The sequence below is a fragment of the Pseudomonas sp. SA233 genome (assembly GCF_054792385.1).
The window spans coordinates 2,273,056-2,290,236 of record NZ_CP096449.1; the positions used below are offsets into that span (position 1 = coordinate 2,273,056).

Genomic DNA, 17,181 nt, shown 5'->3' on the forward strand with positions numbered 1-17,181 from the left:
TCAATTAGTAATACTATAAGATCATTCACCCAGGTCAGAGGTCTGCCAAAAAGTCCCCGGCCAGGTGCTGTACCCATTACAAGAACAATTGGAGACATCGCCATGATTCAGGAGCAGCGGCTCGTCCGCCTGATCACACTGAAACTCATCCCTTTTCTGGTACTGCTTTACCTGGTGGCCTATGTCGACCGTTCCGCGGTGGGCTTCGCCAAGCTGCACATGGGCGCCGACATCGGCCTGGGTGACGCGGCCTACGGCCTTGGTGCCGGGCTCTTCTTCATTGGTTACTTCCTGTTCGAGGTGCCGAGCAACCTGTTGCTCGACCGCTTTGGCGCGCGCCGCTGGTTCGCCCGCATCTTGGTCACCTGGGGCGCGATCACCGTCGGCATGGCGTTCGTTACCGGGCCCAACGGTTTCTACGTGATGCGCTTTCTGCTGGGGGCGGCCGAGGCGGGCTTCTTTCCGGGCGTGCTGTACTACATCACCCAGTGGTACCCGGTGCGCCATCGCGGCAAGATCCTCGGCTTCTTCATTCTCTCCCAGCCGCTGGCGATGCTGATCACCGGGCCGCTCTCGGGCGCGCTGCTGGGGCTCGATGGCATCTACGGCCTGCATGGCTGGCAATGGCTGTTCATCTGCATCGGTACCCCCGCGGTGCTGCTGGCCTGGCCGACCCTGCGCCTGCTGCCAGACAGCCCGGCCAAGGTGCGCTGGCTCAGCGACGAACAGCGCAGCTGGCTGCAAGAACAGCTGGCCAATGACCTGCGCGAGTTCGGCCAGACCCGCCATGGCAATCCGTTGCATGCCCTGAAGGACAGCCGGGTGCTGTTGCTGGCGCTGTTCTACCTGCCGGTGACCCTGAGCATTTACGGCCTGGGCCTTTGGCTGCCCACGCTGATCCACCAGTTTGGCGGCAGTGACCTGGTCACCGGTTTCGTTTCGGCCGTGCCTTACCTGTTCGGCATCATCGGCCTGCTGATCGTGCCGCGCAGCTCCGACCGCCTGAATGACCGCTATGGCCACCTGGGCCTGCTGTATGCCCTGGGTGCGATCGGCCTGTTCTTCAGTGCCTGGCTTAGCGTGCCGGTCATGCAGCTGGCGGCGCTGTGCCTGGTGGCATTCGCGTTGTTCTCCTGCACCGCCATTTTCTGGACCTTGCCGGGCCGGTTCTTCTCCGGGGCCAGCGCCGCAGCCGGCATCGCCTTGATCAACTCGATCGGCAACCTCGGCGGCTACCTGGGCCCGTTCGGTATCGGCGCGCTCAAGGAACACACCGGGCAACTTTCGTCGGGGCTGTATTTCCTGGCCGTGGTGATGCTGTTCGGGCTGTTGCTCACCGGGGTTGTCTACAACCGCCTGGAGCGCCGCCAGCGCCTGGCTTCCTCGCGGGCAGCCGAAGCCTCCCGCTAATTTTCGCAACCGAGAAGCGAGCACAAACATGCGATTGATCCAATTTGAAACCGCCACCGGCGAGCGCTGCGTGGGCGTGGTGGAAGGCGATTACGCCCTGCTGGTGCAGGGCGTAGGCAGCACCCGCGAGCTGGCCCTGCAAGCCATTGCCGCCGGCCGTGACCTGGCCGCTGAAGTGCAGGCTGCCGGCCTGGGCGAGCGCCACGACTACCTGGCACTGCTGGCCGAAGGCCGCGTGTTGCCACCACTGGACCACCCGGACCCGGCGCACTGCCTGGTCACCGGCACCGGGCTGACCCACCTGGGCAGCGCCGCAACCCGCGACAAGATGCATCAGCAGCAGGCCGAAGGCGCGGTGACCGACAGCATGCGCATGTTCCAGTGGGGCCTTGATGGCGGTCGGCCGCCGGCAGGCGAGGAGGGCGCGCAGCCGGAGTGGTTCTACAAGGGCGACGGTGGCATCGTCGTGCGCCCTGGCGCCGACCTGCCGCTGCCGGCGTTCGCCGAGGATGCCGGCGAGGAGCCAGAGCTGGTCGGGCTGTACCTGATCGGTGCCGACGGCACGCCTTACCGCCTTGGCTATGCGTTGGGCAACGAGTTTTCCGACCATGTGATGGAGCGGCGCAACTACCTGTACCTGGCCCATTCCAAGCTGCGCGCCTGCAGCTTCGGCCCAGAGCTGCGCCTGGGTGCGCTGCCGGCCCACCTGGAAGGCACCAGCCGCATCCTGCGCGGCGGCCAGGAGCTGTGGCGCAAGCCGTTCCTGTCGGGCGAGCAGAACATGTGCCACAGCTTCGAGAACCTTGAATTCCACCACTTCAAGTACACCCAGTTCCTGCGCCCCGGCGATATCCACGTGCATTACTTCGGCACCGCCACGCTGTCGTTCGCCGACGGCATCCAGGCGCGCCCGGGCGACACCTTCGAAGTCAGCCTCGACGCGTTCGGCCAGCCGCTGCGCAATGGCATTTCCGCCGCGCCCGGGCAGGTTCGCCCCGGGGTGGTGAAAAGCCTTTGAGCCGTCAGGCGAGCAGTGTGTCGGGTTCGCCCGCGTACCTGTGGGAGCGGCTTTAGCCGCGAAGGGCCCGGCGCGGTGCATGGCACCGGCTACGCCGGTGTTCGCGGCTGAAGCCGCTCCCACAGGGGCCCTGCTGACATGGCGGGGCATGTGCACTCCATGGCTGACATGAACCTTTGAATCTTCTTTCCTCATTACAGGAGCCAACCATGACCGGAAGCAACTTCATTGGCGGCCAGCGCAGCGCTGCCGGCAGCGTGCGCCTGCAAAGCCTCGACGCGCGCACCGGCGAAGCCCTCCCGCAGGCCTTTGCCCAAGCCACCCCGGAGGAAGTGGACGCCGCCGCGCAGGCTGCCGAAGCGGCCTTCGCCGAATACAACGCCCTGGCGCCGCAGCGCCGTGCGCAGTTCCTCGATGCCATTGCCGACCAGCTGGATGCGCTGGACGACACCTTTGTCGCCACCGTGTGCCGCGAAACCGCACTGCCGGCCGGGCGCATCCAGGGCGAACGCGCGCGCACCAGCAACCAGATGCGCCTGTTCGCCTCGGTGCTTCGTCGTGGCGACTACCTGGGGGCTCGCATCGACCGTGCCCAACCCCAGCGTCAGCCGCTGCCGCGCCCCGACCTGCGCCAGTACCGTACCGGCGTCGGCCCGGTAGCCGTGTTCGGCGCCAGCAACTTCCCGCTGGCCTTCTCCACCGCAGGGGGGGATACCGCCGCAGCGCTGGCCGCCGGTTGCCCGGTGGTGGTGAAGGCGCACAGCGGCCACATGGCTACTGCCGAACGGGTGGCCGAGGCCATCGAGCGGGCAGTGGTGGCCACCGGCATGCCCGCGGGCGTGTTCAACATGATCTACGGTGCCGGTGTCGGCGAAGCGCTGGTGCGCCACCCGGCGATCCAGGCCGTGGGCTTCACCGGTTCGCTCAAGGGCGGCCGTGCGCTGTGCGAGCTGGCTGCAGCGCGCCCGCAGCCGATTCCGGTGTTCGCCGAAATGAGCAGCATCAACCCGGTGCTGGTCTTGCCTGAGGCCTTGCAGGCCAGGGGCGAGCAGGTGGCCAGGGAGCTGGCCGGTTCGGTGGTGCTGGGCTGCGGGCAGTTCTGCACCAACCCCGGGCTGGTCATCGGTATTGCCGGCGAAGCGTTCAGCAACTTCCTGGCGGCCCTTGGTGCGCAGCTGGCCGACCAGCCCGGGCAGACCATGCTCAATGCCGGTACATTGCGCAGCTATGCCCAGGGCGTGCAACGCCTGCACCAGCACCCGGGCGTGCGTCATCTGGCCGGCGCCGACCAGGCTGGCGACCAGGCGCAGGCGCAGCTGTTCCAGGCGGATGTAAGCCTGCTGCTTGACGGTGATGCGTTGCTTCAGGAGGAGGTGTTCGGGCCGGCCACGGTGGCCGTGGCGGTGGCCGACGAAGCCGAACTGCGCCGCGCGCTGCAAGCTTTGCACGGGCAGCTGACTGCAACGCTGATTGCCGAGCCACAAGACCTGCAGCGCTTCGCCGCGCTGGTGCCGCTGCTGCAGCGCAAGGCCGGGCGCCTGCTGGTCAATGGTTACCCGACCGGTGTCGAAGTGTGCGATGCCATGGTGCATGGCGGGCCATATCCGGCCACGTCCGATGCCCGTGGGACCTCGGTCGGCACCTTGGCCATCGACCGCTTCCTGCGCCCGGTGTGCTACCAGGACTACCCGGATGCGCTGCTGCCCGACGCCCTGAAAAATGCCAACCCGCTGGGCCTGCAACGCCTGGTCGACGGCCAGCACAGCCGCGAGGCGCTGGCCTGACGCCAAGGGTTTCGGCTGGGTACCGCTGCACCCCGCCCGGGCAGGCCCGGGCGGGTTGTCAGATATGCGGCCAGAGCGCCAGCAGCAGTCCACCAGCGATAAGCAGGGCGCCACTGTAGCGGCGCCAGGCCGCGCCCAACCGCAACACTTTCTCCGCCAGAACCAGCATCGCCAGCGCGGCCATGCCCCACAGGCTCATGGCGCCAACCACCAGCAGCACCAGCATCAGCGCCCAGCAGCAACCGATGCAGTACAGGCCATGCTGCAACCCCAGCCTCCAGGCGCCGCCAAGGCCCGGGCGTACATGATGCTGAAGAAAGAACAGCGGGCTCTGGCAATGCTCCAGGCAAGCGGCCTTGCCCTGGCTCATCTGGTAGCCACCGGCCAGCAGAAGCAGTAGCGCACCCATGAGCGGTGGCAGGCGCAGGGTCATGGGATCGAGCCAGCCAAGCCATTCGCCAAGGGCCTGCAGCAGGGTCATCAGCAAGGCGAAGCCACACCAGAGCAGCGCATAGGCCGCGCAGAACAGCAGCAGCTTGAATGGGCCGGCGCTGTCGCGCAGCAGGCAGCGCCGGTAAAGCAGGAACACCGGCAGGGCGGCCGGCAGCATCATCGCCTGCATCATCGCCAACCACATCAGCAGGGTCAGCGCGCCCTGGCGCGACCACCAGGCGGTGGGTGGCATCTGCATCTCGCCCATCGCCGCCATGGTCGTTGCCTGCTCGACGTGCCACCACCAACCCAGCGCGCTGATCATCAGCACCAGCGCGCCGGTCAGCAGCGCGCCCGGGGCTGGCCAGCGACTAGCCGCGGATGATGCCATTTGGCCCCATATCCAGGTCGTAGAGCATGGCGTTGCGCCCGGCATAGTCCAGCTTCACCGACCCGGAGCAGTTGAAGGTGGCGCTGGCGCAGTCCGTCTCGCCGAACTCGAAGCCCTCTGGCAGCACCAGCCTGGCCCGGTGCACCGATCCGTCCACGGGGTTGCGGATCGGCTCGGCCCGGCCATCCAGCACCCCGGGCACGTGGATGCTGGCGGTCAGTGCGGCGCGGTCGGTGTGCACCTCAACCGGCACGAACTGCGGTGCGTGCATGGTCTGCACCGTGCTGGCAAAAATGGCGAAGAAGGCCGTGGGTTCCTGCTCCTGGCCGCTGAGAATGGTCAGCAATGCCTGGCGCTGGGCATCACTGGCGCGTTCATCGATAAAGGCCTGGCATTGCCCACCGCCTTCGTGGATGGGCCCAGGCCAGGCGAAGGTGCAGGCCACATTCAAGCCGGCCAGCGACACCTCGTCGAAGTACCCCTCCTTGATGTGATAGCCCACTGCCGCTTCGCAAGTGCCATGGGTGGGCAAGGCATTGAACTGGCAGGGGCAGCCATAATCGCAGTTGCAAAGGTCGACCCCTGCGCCGCGCAATCGCCAATCGACATAGGCCATGATCCTATCCTCGCAAACAAGTGCCACTTGTTAGTTTAGTTCCGGATCATGCCGCCATATTTAGATAGATTCGGCATCTGACACGGGCCGTATAAAACCACTGCTTCAAAGCATCGGCCTTCTCAGTCAGATGGGGCAGTGCGAGATTCACGGTCAATGTCCTCCGGCCAATGAACCTTTGGTGCCAGGCAATGCATGTGGCTCAGGCCATCGTCATCGTTCCAGTCACGGGGTGGGTGCACGAACTTCGGCAGGGCTTTGGGGCCTTGCTGCATGAATAGCCGGGCGATGGCCCAGTAGGCTTCGCCTTTGTAGAGGTCATAGGTGAAGAACACACGGTCGATGACTTCGTTGGTTTCCGGGTTGCGGATCGACAGCATGACGTTTTCGATCAGGCCACCGTGGCCGGGGGCGTAGACTCGGTAGACTTCGGCGGTTACGTCCTCCCAGTTGTAGGCGACCGGTTTGGCGCCCCAGCGTTTGCGGCTGAAGATGAAGATGCGGTCATATCGAAACTCATAAATATATATTTTTTGGCGTAGTCGATTGAAGCGAATTGGCTCGTCTCTAGGGGCAACCAGATCAAGCCTGACGTAGGCAGTCAAAGCCCATAATGCTACCGGAAGAAGAGCTATTGATATGTTTGTAATCCAGTCGCGCGGCCAACTGCCATGCAAAAGGATCCAGTATAAGTAAAGCGTCATTCCTAAAACAAATAGCAAACCCGGAACCCCAATCAAAAATATAACACCTCGAAGGATGGTGCTGCTCCGTGGTAACTCGAGATATACATGATCGAAATAATTGGGTGCCGGCTTGACACTCGTCCATACGCTCCGCCATTTTGGCACTTCATCCACCTTGGGAAGGTCATGGCTCCAGCCTAAAGCACGCTCCCACAAAATTTTACCATCACGCTTCACTCGTTAATCTCCCTGACACAAATCTCAAAGTACCCACTTGGCATCTAGGCAGAGCGTGTAGCAGCTTGCCGTAGGGCCTGGCTGTGCAGGGGCCTTGCGGGAACAGTGAGGCTGCCGCAACCTACGGCAGCCTATAACTTCTAGGCCCGGGGGCATCGGCCCTCTCATTCAGATGGGGCAGTACGGGACTCACGGTCAATGTCCTCCGGCCAATGAACCTTGGGTGCCAGGCAATGCATGTGGCTCAGGCCATCGTCGTCGTTCCAGTCACGGGGTGGGTGCACGAACTTCGGCAGGGCTTCGGGGCCTTGCTGCATGAATAGCCGGGCGATGGCCCAGTAGGCTTCGCCGTGGTAGAGGTCGTGAGTGAAGAACACGCGGTCGATGACTTCGTTGGTTTCTGGGTTGCGTACCGACAGCATGACGTTCTCGATCAGGCCGCCGTGGCCGGGGGCGTAGACTCGGTAGACTTCGGCGGTTACGTCGTCCCAGTTGTAGGCGACCGGTTTGACGCCCCAGCGTTTGCGACTGAAGATGAATATGCGGTCATATCGAAACTCATAAATATATATCTTTTGGCGAAGTCGATTGAAGCGGATAGGTTCGTCTCTAGGAGCAACCAGATCAAGTTTAATGTAAGGAATCAAAGACCATGATAGTGCTGGGGTGATAATTGCCACTGACAAGCTCATCAGCCAATCGTCACGCAAAAAACTCCAGTACATGTAAAGAGTTATTCCAAGAAGAAGGAGCAAACCTGCAGCACCGATTAGGAATGTCAAGCCTCGAAGGATGCTACTGCTCCGTGGCAACTCTAGAAACACATCATCGAAATAGTTAGGGGCCGGTTTTACGCTCGCCCACCCAATTCGCCATTTTGGCACTTCGCCCACCTTCGGCAGGTCATAACTCCAGCCCAAAGCACGCTCCCACAAAACTTTACCATCACGCTTCACTCGTTAACCTCCCTGACACAAATCTCAATGTACCCACTTGGCAAGCTCCGATCCGGCCAGTACATCACCAACAGCGTAGCTGCCAGGATCGTGTGCTTTCCTATAGTCGCCATGAGCGATATCGAGCCAGAAATCTCTAACTGACAGAGTCCGGTAGGGTAAGGTTTTCGCTTCTCGCTGATTGAATAATTGCGGTCGTGGTCGGGTATTCGCGGTGATGTAAAGCTCGAAAATGAAGAGGACGGTGATAGAGGCTCTTCAGTGTTCGCAAAAAAATTGCCCGAAGCAATAGTTTCCCCGCCAACGTAATCAGGGTGATTGCCGTCACCGTGACGATGTACAATCAATTTCCAGCGATATCCCGAGGATCGCTCATCGTACATAGGCAGTGTGATCAAGAATCTTAGCTTTCTAATTATTTCGGCGCTAATCAAGCCGCCGATTTTCGGAAGACCTGGATCAGTTGCCAAGAGCGATTCAAAATTCAACTTTGCCTTAGTGCCTAGTGTGGCGGCATTGAGTTCGGCAAACGCGATATCCGCATGTTCTGGTACATTCCAATGGATGATCGGTATTTCGTCTGCTTTTCCAAAGCAGCACCGCCTTACCCAGCGTTCCAAATCAGTTGATTCATTTTCCTGAGCCAGTTTGCTTAGTTGATAAGCAGCAAGCGTGAAGGCAATCGCCAGCCCCAGCGGACCGACAACCAAGGGTTGGAGTACCGCAAGACTAAACGCTACAGCGCCAGAGCCATACAAGAGGGATGACAAAAGATGTTGGTTCCTCGCTGTTTCATCACCCGCAGAGGCGGTTCGTCTGGTCGCATTAATTGCCTGGGCCGCATCAAAGACCCCTGCAACCGCACTCACCAAAGCACCAAGCCTTATCAAGGCCTCCCCTGTGGCTGCTACACCCTTTGCTCGTGGCAAATTCAGTGGACTAGCACTTGATCTCAAAATGAGCCCAACCAGTTCGACTTGCCCTCCCAATAGGCCCAACTGGGATCCTTGCAACGCCAACCTGGCCTCAAACGCCTTGGGCCCAATCTCCGTTTCCGCCTTTTCCTGATTCCTGCCCAGGCTGTCCTGCTGTAAATACAACCCGCCTATCGCCAGCAATAACTCCCAACTACCTGCCACACCACGTAAACCGGAGAACCCGGTCCGTACTAACCTGGCAGCCTGCTGCGATGTGATCTGCATCCCTTGAAACAACTTGCGCGCATCGGTTTCCAACGTCCCCGCTGCCACCGAGATATCCACCAAGGCAAGCTGTGCCGCGCTGCTCGCCTGGGTTACGCCAATGTTGGCTTCCTGGAACAATCGCCCATGCACCTCTTCAGCCTTGCCCTCGACCCACACCGTCACGCTGATCATCGTATTGGTGAACCGCGGGTCGAGCACGGCCAGGCTCATCAAGCCGTGCTGGATGATCGGCCGCACCTTGCGCATGGCCTTCATCGAGCCAAACTCGAAGTCATCGATATTGCGGCGCATCCGGTCCCGCGCCTCGGCGATCGACGCGTTGGCCTTGTGCTGCAACTCCCGGAGGTGGGCACTCTGCAAGGCGTAGTACTCACCCAGCTTCATCTTCACTTCCAGTTCGATCAGGTGGACGCCGTTGTAGAGAAACTGCGTGGCACTGTTCAAATGCCGCACAGCCTTCTGAATACCTGGCGACAGACATGGCGCCAGCCGCTGACTGGCCGCATTGAGCGCACCCTGCGTTTCCGCAATGGCCTGTTTGAGGGTATTGCGCGTGCGTAAGCCGGCGTCATCGCTGGCGATGATCTTGCTCAGCATGCCGTAAAGCTTGTCGCTGTCGTTCCAGTTGATCGCTTCTGTGGCGGAGAAACTGGGCAGCAGCCCGGCCAGCAGTGCCTGGTCGCGCATCAGCAAGGCGCGGTAGGGCGGGCTGTCAGGGTCCTGCAGCCATTTCAGCCAGAGCAGTTCGCTGGTGCCGGAAGCGGGAACATGCGGTTCAAGGCGGGGGACGACAGCTTCCGTAACGCCGCCGCCCAGGCACAGGGCCATGGTCTTGGAGTAGGCCACCCCGGACTCACGATCATTACCGTCGTAGTCGTATGCCTCGGCCACCTTGAACATGGGCGTATCGAACAAGGCAACGTACGCCTGCGCGTCCTTGTCGATGTAACGCTGAAACTCACGTTCCTGCTGCTCATATTCAGCCTGGAACGCGGCCCGCTGCGGTTCGTGGTAGCGCTCTTCAAGCCGCTCGTCACTCTCCTGCTGCGCACGCTCGACCAACAGCTGCCGCTCGACTGCCGGGTCGGTGAACACCGGCGGCCCATCACCCGTCATCGGTTCCAGCGACGGCACCTTCTGCGCCGCCCATTCCCTGTGCGTGGCGCGAATGATCTGCAGGATCTGCGAGGTCTGCAGCTGATAGGCGCGCATCGGGTCTTCACGCCAGGCCTGACGCTTCACTACCCAGTTCAGGCGCTGATGGTTGTACTCCTGAATCAGCCCGACAGTGTCGTCGAGCACCACTGCCAGCACGCCGTTTTCCAGCTTGTGCCGGTTGATCGCATTGACCAGATACCCTCGCAGGGCGAACCGGCGCAACCAGCGGCTGTGGAAGCCATGCGCACTGTCGAAGGGGGCACAGCCATGCTGGGCATACTCGAACACCTGCTGGTCGACCCCAAGCTTATCGGGCGTCATGGCGATGCCCAGCAGTTCGGGATTGTTGCGGGCCTGAATCAGGTCCAGGCCCTCGAAGCGATGCGCAGGCGACGCGCCGCTCTTGTAGGCGTTCAGCACGCTCACCGGCCAGGCGTCACTGGAGAAGGCCAGCCAGGCGCTGGTGTACCTGTCGGTATCGAGGTTGAGAAAGGCCGAAGGAATATCGTGATCTGCGTTCACGCATTTTTCGGGCAGCGGCGAAGGCGGGCCATCTGGCGGCTCGTAGGGGTTGAAGCGGCGCAGATGACCTTGCTCGCTGACGGCATAGGCATGCCAGACCTGCTGGTCGAGCAGCACATACAGGAAGCCCCTGCGCAAGGTGCGCAAGCCGATCTTTGTCGAGATATGCCGGTCATCCGCCACGGTGGAGACACACTCGGGGCGGGTATCGGGCACCAGGGCGCGGCGCAGCGGCAGGATCGGCAGGCCCTGGCGCTCGCAGAACATGCACTGGTCGTGCGGCAGCCCGGCTTCGGCGATCGCGAGGGCAATACGTTGGCTGATGGTCATGAGCGATCCTCGTGTTGGACAGGTCCTTGTCGACCCCTGAACACTAACGGGGAATCGCTTTCCAGAGAGGCTTTGGGCTTCCCAAAACCTTGTAGGAAACGTCTCTGAATAATGGGTTAGCTCTATATGGGGGGCATGATCGGTACCCCGGCCTTTTGCGCCACCTGTCGAACCCAAGGCACTGCTGGTGGCCGTTTTCCGTCCGATCTGTATGCGCGATCAACGCGCAAACCCAGGAGAACGTCCATGGCAAACGATCAGAATGACCCCGGCCTCGAGCAAACCGAATCCCAGCCCGGCAGCGGTGACGGAGAGGTCCCGCTACCTTCGGATGACGAAGGCCCGATAGAAGAGGAGATGGAGGACGTGCAGGCAAACAATTCGGTTTCTGCCGAGCACCCGCAGCCTCGGTGACGGAATTGGCCCGGAACGAATGTGGTTCACACCTTTCTTGCGAGGTATGCAGCGATGAGCCCCAACCCGAATGCACAAGGCGGCACGAACCCGGACATGCCCACTTCACCCGACCCGGCCGTTGACCCCGACCGCCCGACCATACCCGACCCTGATGACGACCCGCTCATGAACGAAGAGGAGGGTGGTGATTGGCAGGAGGAAGACAACTTGGCTGATGACGGCCGGCAGAGCGTGGAACAGCCTGCGGTAGACCTGGATCAGCGCAGGGAATGACCATTGATAGGGCAGGCCCCTGTGGCTGCCTTGAAGGCTGTGGTGATCCTGTGGGAGCGGGCATGCCCGCGAAGAATCCAACGCGGTGCATGGCACCGGCTACGCCGGTGTTCGCGGGCACGCCAGCTCCCACAGATACTGCATCTGCCTTGAAGGTTGTAGTGATCCTGTAGGAGCTGGCTTGCCTGCGATGGGCTGCGCAGCAGCCCCCTGGCATGCTCGCCGGCGTATCACCCCCGTCGCAACGCAGCCGCCAGCCCCACTGTCAGGACCACGGCACAAAGCATGGCCAGGCTGATGGTAATTGCGACACCCCAGGCATCGAGCAGCCCCGCCAATACCAGATAAAACGCAATCACCCCCACCGCCCCGATCGCATTGCCCCGCACCATCGCCGCCATTCCTGCACGGCCAGTCTGCACATGGGCGAACACCACCAGCGGCCAGGCAATCACCGGGATCGGCGCCAGCATTCCGCTGGTCGCCGGGCCCAGCCAGTTGGCCAGGCTTGTGGTGACCATCAGCAACGAAGTGGCAGACACCATGCGCAGAGGGATTTCCCAAAATCGATGCCGGGGCCGGACCAGGGTGTCCGGCCTGGGCTCGCGGCCGCTGGCGCGTATCAGCACGCCGATCAGCACCAGCGCCACGGCAATCGACAGGTACAGGTTGCCCCCGTGGGTAAACGCGTAGGCCGCGACGCCATAGAACAGCATCGCCAGCAATACGGCCCAGCCGATGCCGAGCCTGCGTGTGGCGAAAAGGTAGACGGTGTACGTGGCCTGCACCGCCGCCAGGCCGCCCAGCGCGCCGGGCACCGCACCCAGGGCAAAGGCCGTGCCCTGTTCCAGGCACAGGAAGGTCATTACCAGTGCCGAGGTGATCGGCAGGCCGGACAGCAACCCGCCGAGCAGGCCGCCCCAGCGACGCGAGGCGAGGGAGATGGCCCACATAAGGAGCGGGGTGACGATCAGCTTGAGGTAGAACAGGGTCATCGCAGGGCTATCCATATGTGCGAAAGGTGCGCCCGCCGTAGGCATTGGGTAGGGCGCAGATGAATCAACCGCGGCTGGCCTCCAGCGCCTGGGCCAGGTCGGCGATGATGTCGTCGCTGTGCTCGATGCCGATCGACAGGCGCACCATGTCCCGTGGCACGCCGGCCTTTTCCAGCTCCTCGTCATTGAGCTGGCGGTGGGTGGTAGAGGCGGGGTGGCAGGCCAGCGACTTGGCGTCGCCGATGTTCACCAGGCGCACCACCAGCTGCAACGCATCGATGAAGCGCGCACCGGCCGCCTGGCCGCCCTTGATGCCGAACGACAGGATCGACGCTGGTTTGCCGCTGGTGTAGCGCTGGGCCAGTTCATGCTCGGGGTGGTCAGGCAGCCCTGCATATTTCACCCACGCTACCTGCTCGTGGGCTTGCAGGTAACGGGCGACCTTCAGCGCGTTCTCGGTGTGGCGCTCCATGCGCAGGGCCAAGGTTTCCAGGCCTTGCAGGATCAGAAAGGCGTTGAACGGCGACAGCGCCGCGCCGGTATTGCGCAATGGCACCACGCGGCAGCGGCCGATGAAGGCGGCGGGGCCGAAGGCTTCGGTGTAGGTAACGCCATGGTAGGACGGGTCGGGGGTGTTGAGCAGGGCGAAGCGCTCCTTGTTGTCCGCCCAGGGGAACTTGCCGGAGTCGATGACGATGCCGCCGATGCTGGTGCCATGCCCGCCGATGTACTTGGTCAGCGAGTGCACGACGATATCGGCACCGTGCTCGAACGGCCGGCACAGCACCGGGGTGGCCACGGTGTTGTCGACGATCAGCGGCACACCATGGCGGTGGGCAGCCTCGGCCAGCGCGGCGATGTCGACGATATTGCCGGCAGGGTTGCCGATGGACTCGCAGAACACCGCCTTGGTGCGCGAATCGATCAATGCCTCGAGGGCGTCGATGTCGTCATGGGCGGCGAAGCGGGTATGGATGCCCATGCGCGGCAGGGTGTGAGCCAGCAGGTTGTAGGTGCCGCCGTACAGCTTGGCCACCGAGACAATGTTGTCGCCGGCCTCGGCGACGGTCTGGATGGCATAGGTGATGGCCGCCATGCCGGAGGCCACCGCCAGCGCGCCAACTCCGCCCTCCAAGGCGGCCATGCGCTGCTCTAGCACGTCGTTGGTGGGGTTCATGATGCGCGAGTAGATGTTACCGGCCACCTTCAGGTCGAACAGGTCGGCGCCGTGCTGGGTGTCGTCGAAGGCGAAGGAAGTGGTCTGGTAGATCGGTACGGCCACTGCCCGGGTGGTCGGGTCGGGGCTGAAGCCTGCGTGGATGGCGAGGGTTTCCAGCTTCATGCAATCGTTCCTTGAGCGTGGGTGGAGCGATCGAGCATGTGGCGGGGGGAGGGTGTGGGTCAAGGGTGAACGCGCGATGGGCTGCCCGGCAGCAGCCCATCGCGTTCAAGGGTGCTTCTACTGGTCCTGGCGGCGAACCTGCATCAACCATTGCCCTGCGTGCCAGGCGCCGCCTACCGCGATCAGGCCCGCTACCGCGCGCCAGTCACGGAAGAACAGTCGCATCGCGTTGATGGTAGGTGGCGCGTCGCTGCTGCGGACGAAGATGCGGATCCGCGAGGGTTGCGGGGCGGGATCGGCCTCCTCGCAGCGGTGCTGCGGCAGTGACGCCGGGCTGAGGCCCTCCTGGATGATCAGGTAGTCACGGCCTTGCTGCGTCACGCGGGCATTGATTTTCTCTTTCTTCAACTGCTCGACCAGTCCTCTGGTGACGCTTTCGATCTGTCGATCCACGGTATGGACGAAGTCCAGTAGCTGCGCGCCACTCACCTGTGGACCGGCGGTAAACGCCAGCGGGCCGGCGTCGAGGGTGGCGATGTCAATGGGTTGGTTCATTTCCAGCTCCTTGCCGAATCCGGCGCGCTGCTGCGCGCCGGCCATGGCTTCAGGCGTGTTCGAGGACCTTGCCAAGGCGCTCCTGGCGGGCAGCGATCAACCGTTGGGTAGCCTCGTAGGAGACCTTGGTCACTTGGGAGTAGGTAATCGTCAGTTTGATATTGGCGCCGTCCATGCGTGCAGTGGCCGTTGCGCAGTTCATACCACTCGGGAACTGGATCAATTCCGGGCCAACGACGACGTTGCTGCTGATCACTTCACCCAGCTGCACCTGCTGGAACAGCCCCAGGTAATAAGTGGGCGTCACCTTGAACTGGGCCTTGCCGCTACCGACCACGTCCTGCTTGAACACCGAACCCTGGCCGCTCATGCCGATACCCAGGTTGGCGGGCAAGTTCGAATTGTTGTTGATCAGGATGCTATCGCTTGGCACCGAGCCGCTACCCAGCACCAGTTGCTGGACGTTGTCCTTGAACACACAGTCCCAGACCGTTCCGAGCTGCGTCGACAGCGTCTGGCTGGCCTTGTAAACCCCAACCCCCCCGACTTGCCGATAATTGGCGATCACCACGTTGTAGTCGATGGTCCACTGCACCCCGCTGAAGCCCTGGGTAGGCACGGTTGTCTGCTTCCAGGACACGCTGTCGAGCCCTACCGAGTTCGGCAAAGTCTGGTAGACCGCAAGGGTCCAGGTATCGAAGGTCTGGTTGTCGAAGTCTACATAGTAGTCAGTGCTCATGATGCTCTCCTTGTCATGTGGGCCGAGCGTGTGGGGTCACGCGCTCGGTCCAGTGACAGGAGCATCGATCATGCCAGGCTGGTGATCGCTTTCCTTTCAACGAGTTAGGCCGAAAAGAAGGGGTACAGGTGGACGTTTTCGTCCACCCGGGGGAGCCCATGGCGGACGTATCCGGCCACCTCAGCCAAGGGGCGCCCTGGCGTAGCACAAACGGCTCGGACGCACCTTCATGCGTACCAGCGACAGCAGGAAGCCGAAGCCACACTGGTTGGGGTCCAGCACCGGTACGTAGCAGCCAAGGTCCTGCTCGATGAGCTTCGACAAGCGCTCGGCGATACCCATGAAGCCGGTACAGCCAAGCAACAGTGCCTGCGCGCCGTCCTCTTTGATGGCAGCCAGCCCGGCTTGCAATGCCTTGACCAGTACCACCTCCACATCACCCAACTGGGCTACTGGGCAGTCGATGGAACGGATGGAGGCAAAATTGATGCTCTGGCCATAATTGGCCACATGGCCGCGTTGCAGGGCCAGGGTGCTCTGCAGGATGGTGATGATGGAAAACCGCTGACACAATCCCAAGGCACTGAACGCGGAGGTGGGGAAGCCGCCAATGATCGGGATATCGATCACTTCGCGGGCAGGCTCCACGCCGCACATGTCGAAATCGCTCAGCCAGATGCCGTCGAACCCCTGCTGCTCAAGCTGTTGGGCCAGGCGTACCACCGCCAGGGCGTTCTCGGTGAGGTTTAGCCGGTTCTGGATACACGGGCTGCCCTGGTCGATGTTGTACACCTGGACCTCGACATCCGGGGGCACCACTGGGGCTATTGAGGCCAGCAGGCCCTCGTTGTAGTCGCTGCTGTTGACCGGCGCGAGAACCGCAATACGCAGGCTCATGGTCGTAACTCCTGCAGTTGCTCGATGCTTCGGTAGGCGCCCATGTAACCCAGGTCTGCCAGCAACTGCTCGAAGCTCCACGCGATCAACCCACCGGGTTGGCGTAGCGGCGCCGCCGCCTGCCAGCCGATCAGGCAGGCAGCGCGCCCGGCATAGCTTGGGTCCAGCGAGCCGTCGGCGCGCACCAGGTCGCCGTTGGAGGCCAGTGCCGGCCCCGGGCCTTCGAAGAACCAGGCAATGCTGTCCGGGGCCATGGCCAGCGGTTGCGGCTGGTGCTTGTCCCACAGCAACAGCGACTCGTTCTCGTAACACAGGCGTAAGCTGCCTTCCGGGCTGTCGAGGTCGATGCGGCCGATGTCAAAGCCACCCTGGGTAGTCACGCCGGCGTGGGTCAGGCGCGCATTGCGGGACAGGCACCGAGCCATCAGGCCGAACTGGCCAAGCCAGTCGAGCACGGCCTGGCAAGTGTGCAACTGCCCGGCAGCCAGGGCTCTGCCCAGCGCGAGGGCGCGACTGAGGGTCCCACGCAGCGGCAGCGCGGAAGGCAGCTGGTCGGGGCTCATGCACCATAGCGCCAGGCCTCCGAACTCACCGAACGTCGGCGAGCCGACCACAGGGCGCAACATTTGTTCGGCGATCACATTGGCGTTTTCTGCGTACCCCTGGGCCTCGGCCGGTGGCGTTACATTCAGTTCCACCGCCAGTCCGCCCTGGCTGACCACGAACGCCGGCCGCGGCGGTATACCGGCAGCAGCGAAGGTGAGCATCGGCAATGAGGGCACCGCGCGCCCGGCGCCGTCCGCATCGACCACCGCCAGGCCCAGCTTGGCGGCGGCCAGGCACGCAACCAGAAAGCCCAGCGCGCCGCTTTCCGGCGGCACGACATAGGTAAGCTCGCGGCCCTGTTCATTCAAGCGCTGGCGCAAGCATTCCAGTGCCTGGATCGGCCCGAGGGGGTACTGGCAACGCCCGATCGTTTCCGGTGCACCCATGTACGCCACTACCGCGGCGTCGCCGGCACGGGCCTCATCCACCGTGACCACCCTGACGCGGTCGCGCGGGTAGAATTCCCCGACATTGAACGCGGCCAGCAAGTGCCGGGCCGACGCCAAGGTGCCGCCACCACCACTGCCAAAGAAACAACCACCGTTGATCAACGCTTGCAGATCCTTGTGCTCCAGCTCGAACGCCATGATCGTGCTCCTGCTTTTCGGTTGA

16 protein-coding genes are annotated in these 17,181 nt (G+C 62.7%); 5 read left to right on the forward strand and 11 right to left on the reverse strand.

Going from position 1 to position 17,181, the window contains the following annotated elements:
• Positions 1-102 precede the first annotated feature (102 nt).
• The 3 genes from M1D87_RS10665 (at position 103) to M1D87_RS10675 (ending at position 4,212) form a co-directional block, all read left to right on the forward strand.
• A complete protein-coding gene (locus M1D87_RS10665) occupies positions 103-1,410 on the forward strand; it encodes an MFS transporter (RefSeq protein ID WP_013972014.1) in 1,308 nt (435 codons plus the stop codon).
• Positions 1,411-1,438: 28 nt separating this feature from the next.
• A complete protein-coding gene (gene araD1 / locus M1D87_RS10670; RefSeq protein ID WP_123085667.1) occupies positions 1,439-2,428 on the forward strand; it encodes an AraD1 family protein in 990 nt (329 codons plus the stop codon).
• A 209-nt stretch (positions 2,429-2,637) separates the two neighbouring features.
• Positions 2,638-4,212: an aldehyde dehydrogenase (NADP(+)) gene (locus M1D87_RS10675; RefSeq protein ID WP_123085668.1), complete on the forward strand. Its 1,575-nt coding sequence runs from the start codon at positions 2,638-2,640 to the stop codon at positions 4,210-4,212.
• Positions 4,213-4,270: 58 nt separating this feature from the next.
• On the opposite strand, the gene M1D87_RS10680 is transcribed toward M1D87_RS10675, so the two are convergent.
• The 5 genes from M1D87_RS10680 to M1D87_RS10700 all read right to left on the reverse strand — a co-directional run bounded on the left by M1D87_RS10680 (position 4,271) and on the right by M1D87_RS10700 (position 10,745).
• Positions 4,271-5,035, reverse strand: coding sequence for a DUF2182 domain-containing protein (locus M1D87_RS10680; RefSeq protein WP_039614816.1), 765 nt, complete (start codon positions 5,033-5,035; stop codon positions 4,271-4,273).
• On the reverse strand, positions 5,016-5,651 hold the full coding sequence (locus M1D87_RS10685; RefSeq protein ID WP_123085669.1) for a DUF1326 domain-containing protein: 636 nt from the start codon (positions 5,649-5,651) through the stop codon (positions 5,016-5,018). The genes M1D87_RS10680 and M1D87_RS10685 overlap by 20 nt, the downstream gene beginning before the upstream one ends.
• A gap of 122 nt (positions 5,652-5,773) precedes the next feature.
• Positions 5,774-6,574 (reverse strand): DUF6708 domain-containing protein, encoded by an 801-nt coding sequence (locus tag M1D87_RS10690; RefSeq protein ID WP_232881821.1) that lies wholly within the window; start codon positions 6,572-6,574, stop codon positions 5,774-5,776.
• Positions 6,575-6,738: 164 nt separating this feature from the next.
• Positions 6,739-7,530: a DUF6708 domain-containing protein gene (locus M1D87_RS10695; protein ID WP_230491496.1), complete on the reverse strand. Its 792-nt coding sequence runs from the start codon at positions 7,528-7,530 to the stop codon at positions 6,739-6,741.
• On the reverse strand, positions 7,527-10,745 hold the full coding sequence (locus M1D87_RS10700) for a T6SS effector BTH_I2691 family protein (RefSeq protein ID WP_123085671.1): 3,219 nt from the start codon (positions 10,743-10,745) through the stop codon (positions 7,527-7,529). Before M1D87_RS10700 ends, M1D87_RS10695 begins: the two co-directional genes overlap by 4 nt.
• Positions 10,746-10,991: 246 nt before the next feature.
• Between M1D87_RS10700 and M1D87_RS10705 the strand changes: the two genes are divergently transcribed.
• Positions 10,992-11,159 (forward strand): hypothetical protein, encoded by a 168-nt coding sequence (locus tag M1D87_RS10705; protein WP_023660823.1) that lies wholly within the window; start codon positions 10,992-10,994, stop codon positions 11,157-11,159.
• 96 nt (positions 11,160-11,255) lie between these two features.
• Positions 11,256-11,435: a hypothetical protein gene (locus M1D87_RS10710; protein ID WP_169775263.1), complete on the forward strand. Its 180-nt coding sequence runs from the start codon at positions 11,256-11,258 to the stop codon at positions 11,433-11,435.
• Between the two features lie 230 nt (positions 11,436-11,665).
• Here M1D87_RS10710 and M1D87_RS10715 read toward each other — a convergent pair whose 3' ends face one another.
• The 6 genes from M1D87_RS10715 to M1D87_RS10740 form a co-directional block, all read right to left on the reverse strand.
• Complete coding sequence (locus M1D87_RS10715) at positions 11,666-12,430, reverse strand: hypothetical protein (protein ID WP_123085672.1); 765 nt, start codon at positions 12,428-12,430, stop codon at positions 11,666-11,668.
• A 64-nt stretch (positions 12,431-12,494) separates the two neighbouring features.
• Positions 12,495-13,772: a bifunctional O-acetylhomoserine aminocarboxypropyltransferase/cysteine synthase gene (locus M1D87_RS10720; protein WP_123085673.1), complete on the reverse strand. Its 1,278-nt coding sequence runs from the start codon at positions 13,770-13,772 to the stop codon at positions 12,495-12,497.
• A 117-nt stretch (positions 13,773-13,889) separates the two neighbouring features.
• Entirely contained in the window at positions 13,890-14,327 is a 438-nt protein-coding gene (locus tag M1D87_RS10725; RefSeq protein ID WP_123085698.1) for a hypothetical protein, read from the reverse strand.
• 49 nt (positions 14,328-14,376) lie between these two features.
• Positions 14,377-15,066 carry a hypothetical protein gene (locus tag M1D87_RS10730; RefSeq protein ID WP_123085674.1) on the reverse strand — a complete coding sequence of 230 codons (690 nt, stop codon included), beginning with the start codon at positions 15,064-15,066 and terminating at the stop codon, positions 14,377-14,379.
• A gap of 180 nt (positions 15,067-15,246) precedes the next feature.
• The gene (locus M1D87_RS10735) at positions 15,247-15,963 is read right to left on the reverse strand and encodes an aspartate/glutamate racemase family protein (protein ID WP_123085675.1); all 717 of its coding nucleotides are present in this window, start codon (positions 15,961-15,963) and stop codon (positions 15,247-15,249) included.
• The gene (locus tag M1D87_RS10740; protein ID WP_123085676.1) at positions 15,960-17,156 is read right to left on the reverse strand and encodes an S-methyl thiohydantoin desulfurase domain-containing protein; all 1,197 of its coding nucleotides are present in this window, start codon (positions 17,154-17,156) and stop codon (positions 15,960-15,962) included. The genes M1D87_RS10735 and M1D87_RS10740 overlap by 4 nt, the downstream gene beginning before the upstream one ends.
• Positions 17,157-17,181: the final 25 nt, after the last annotated feature.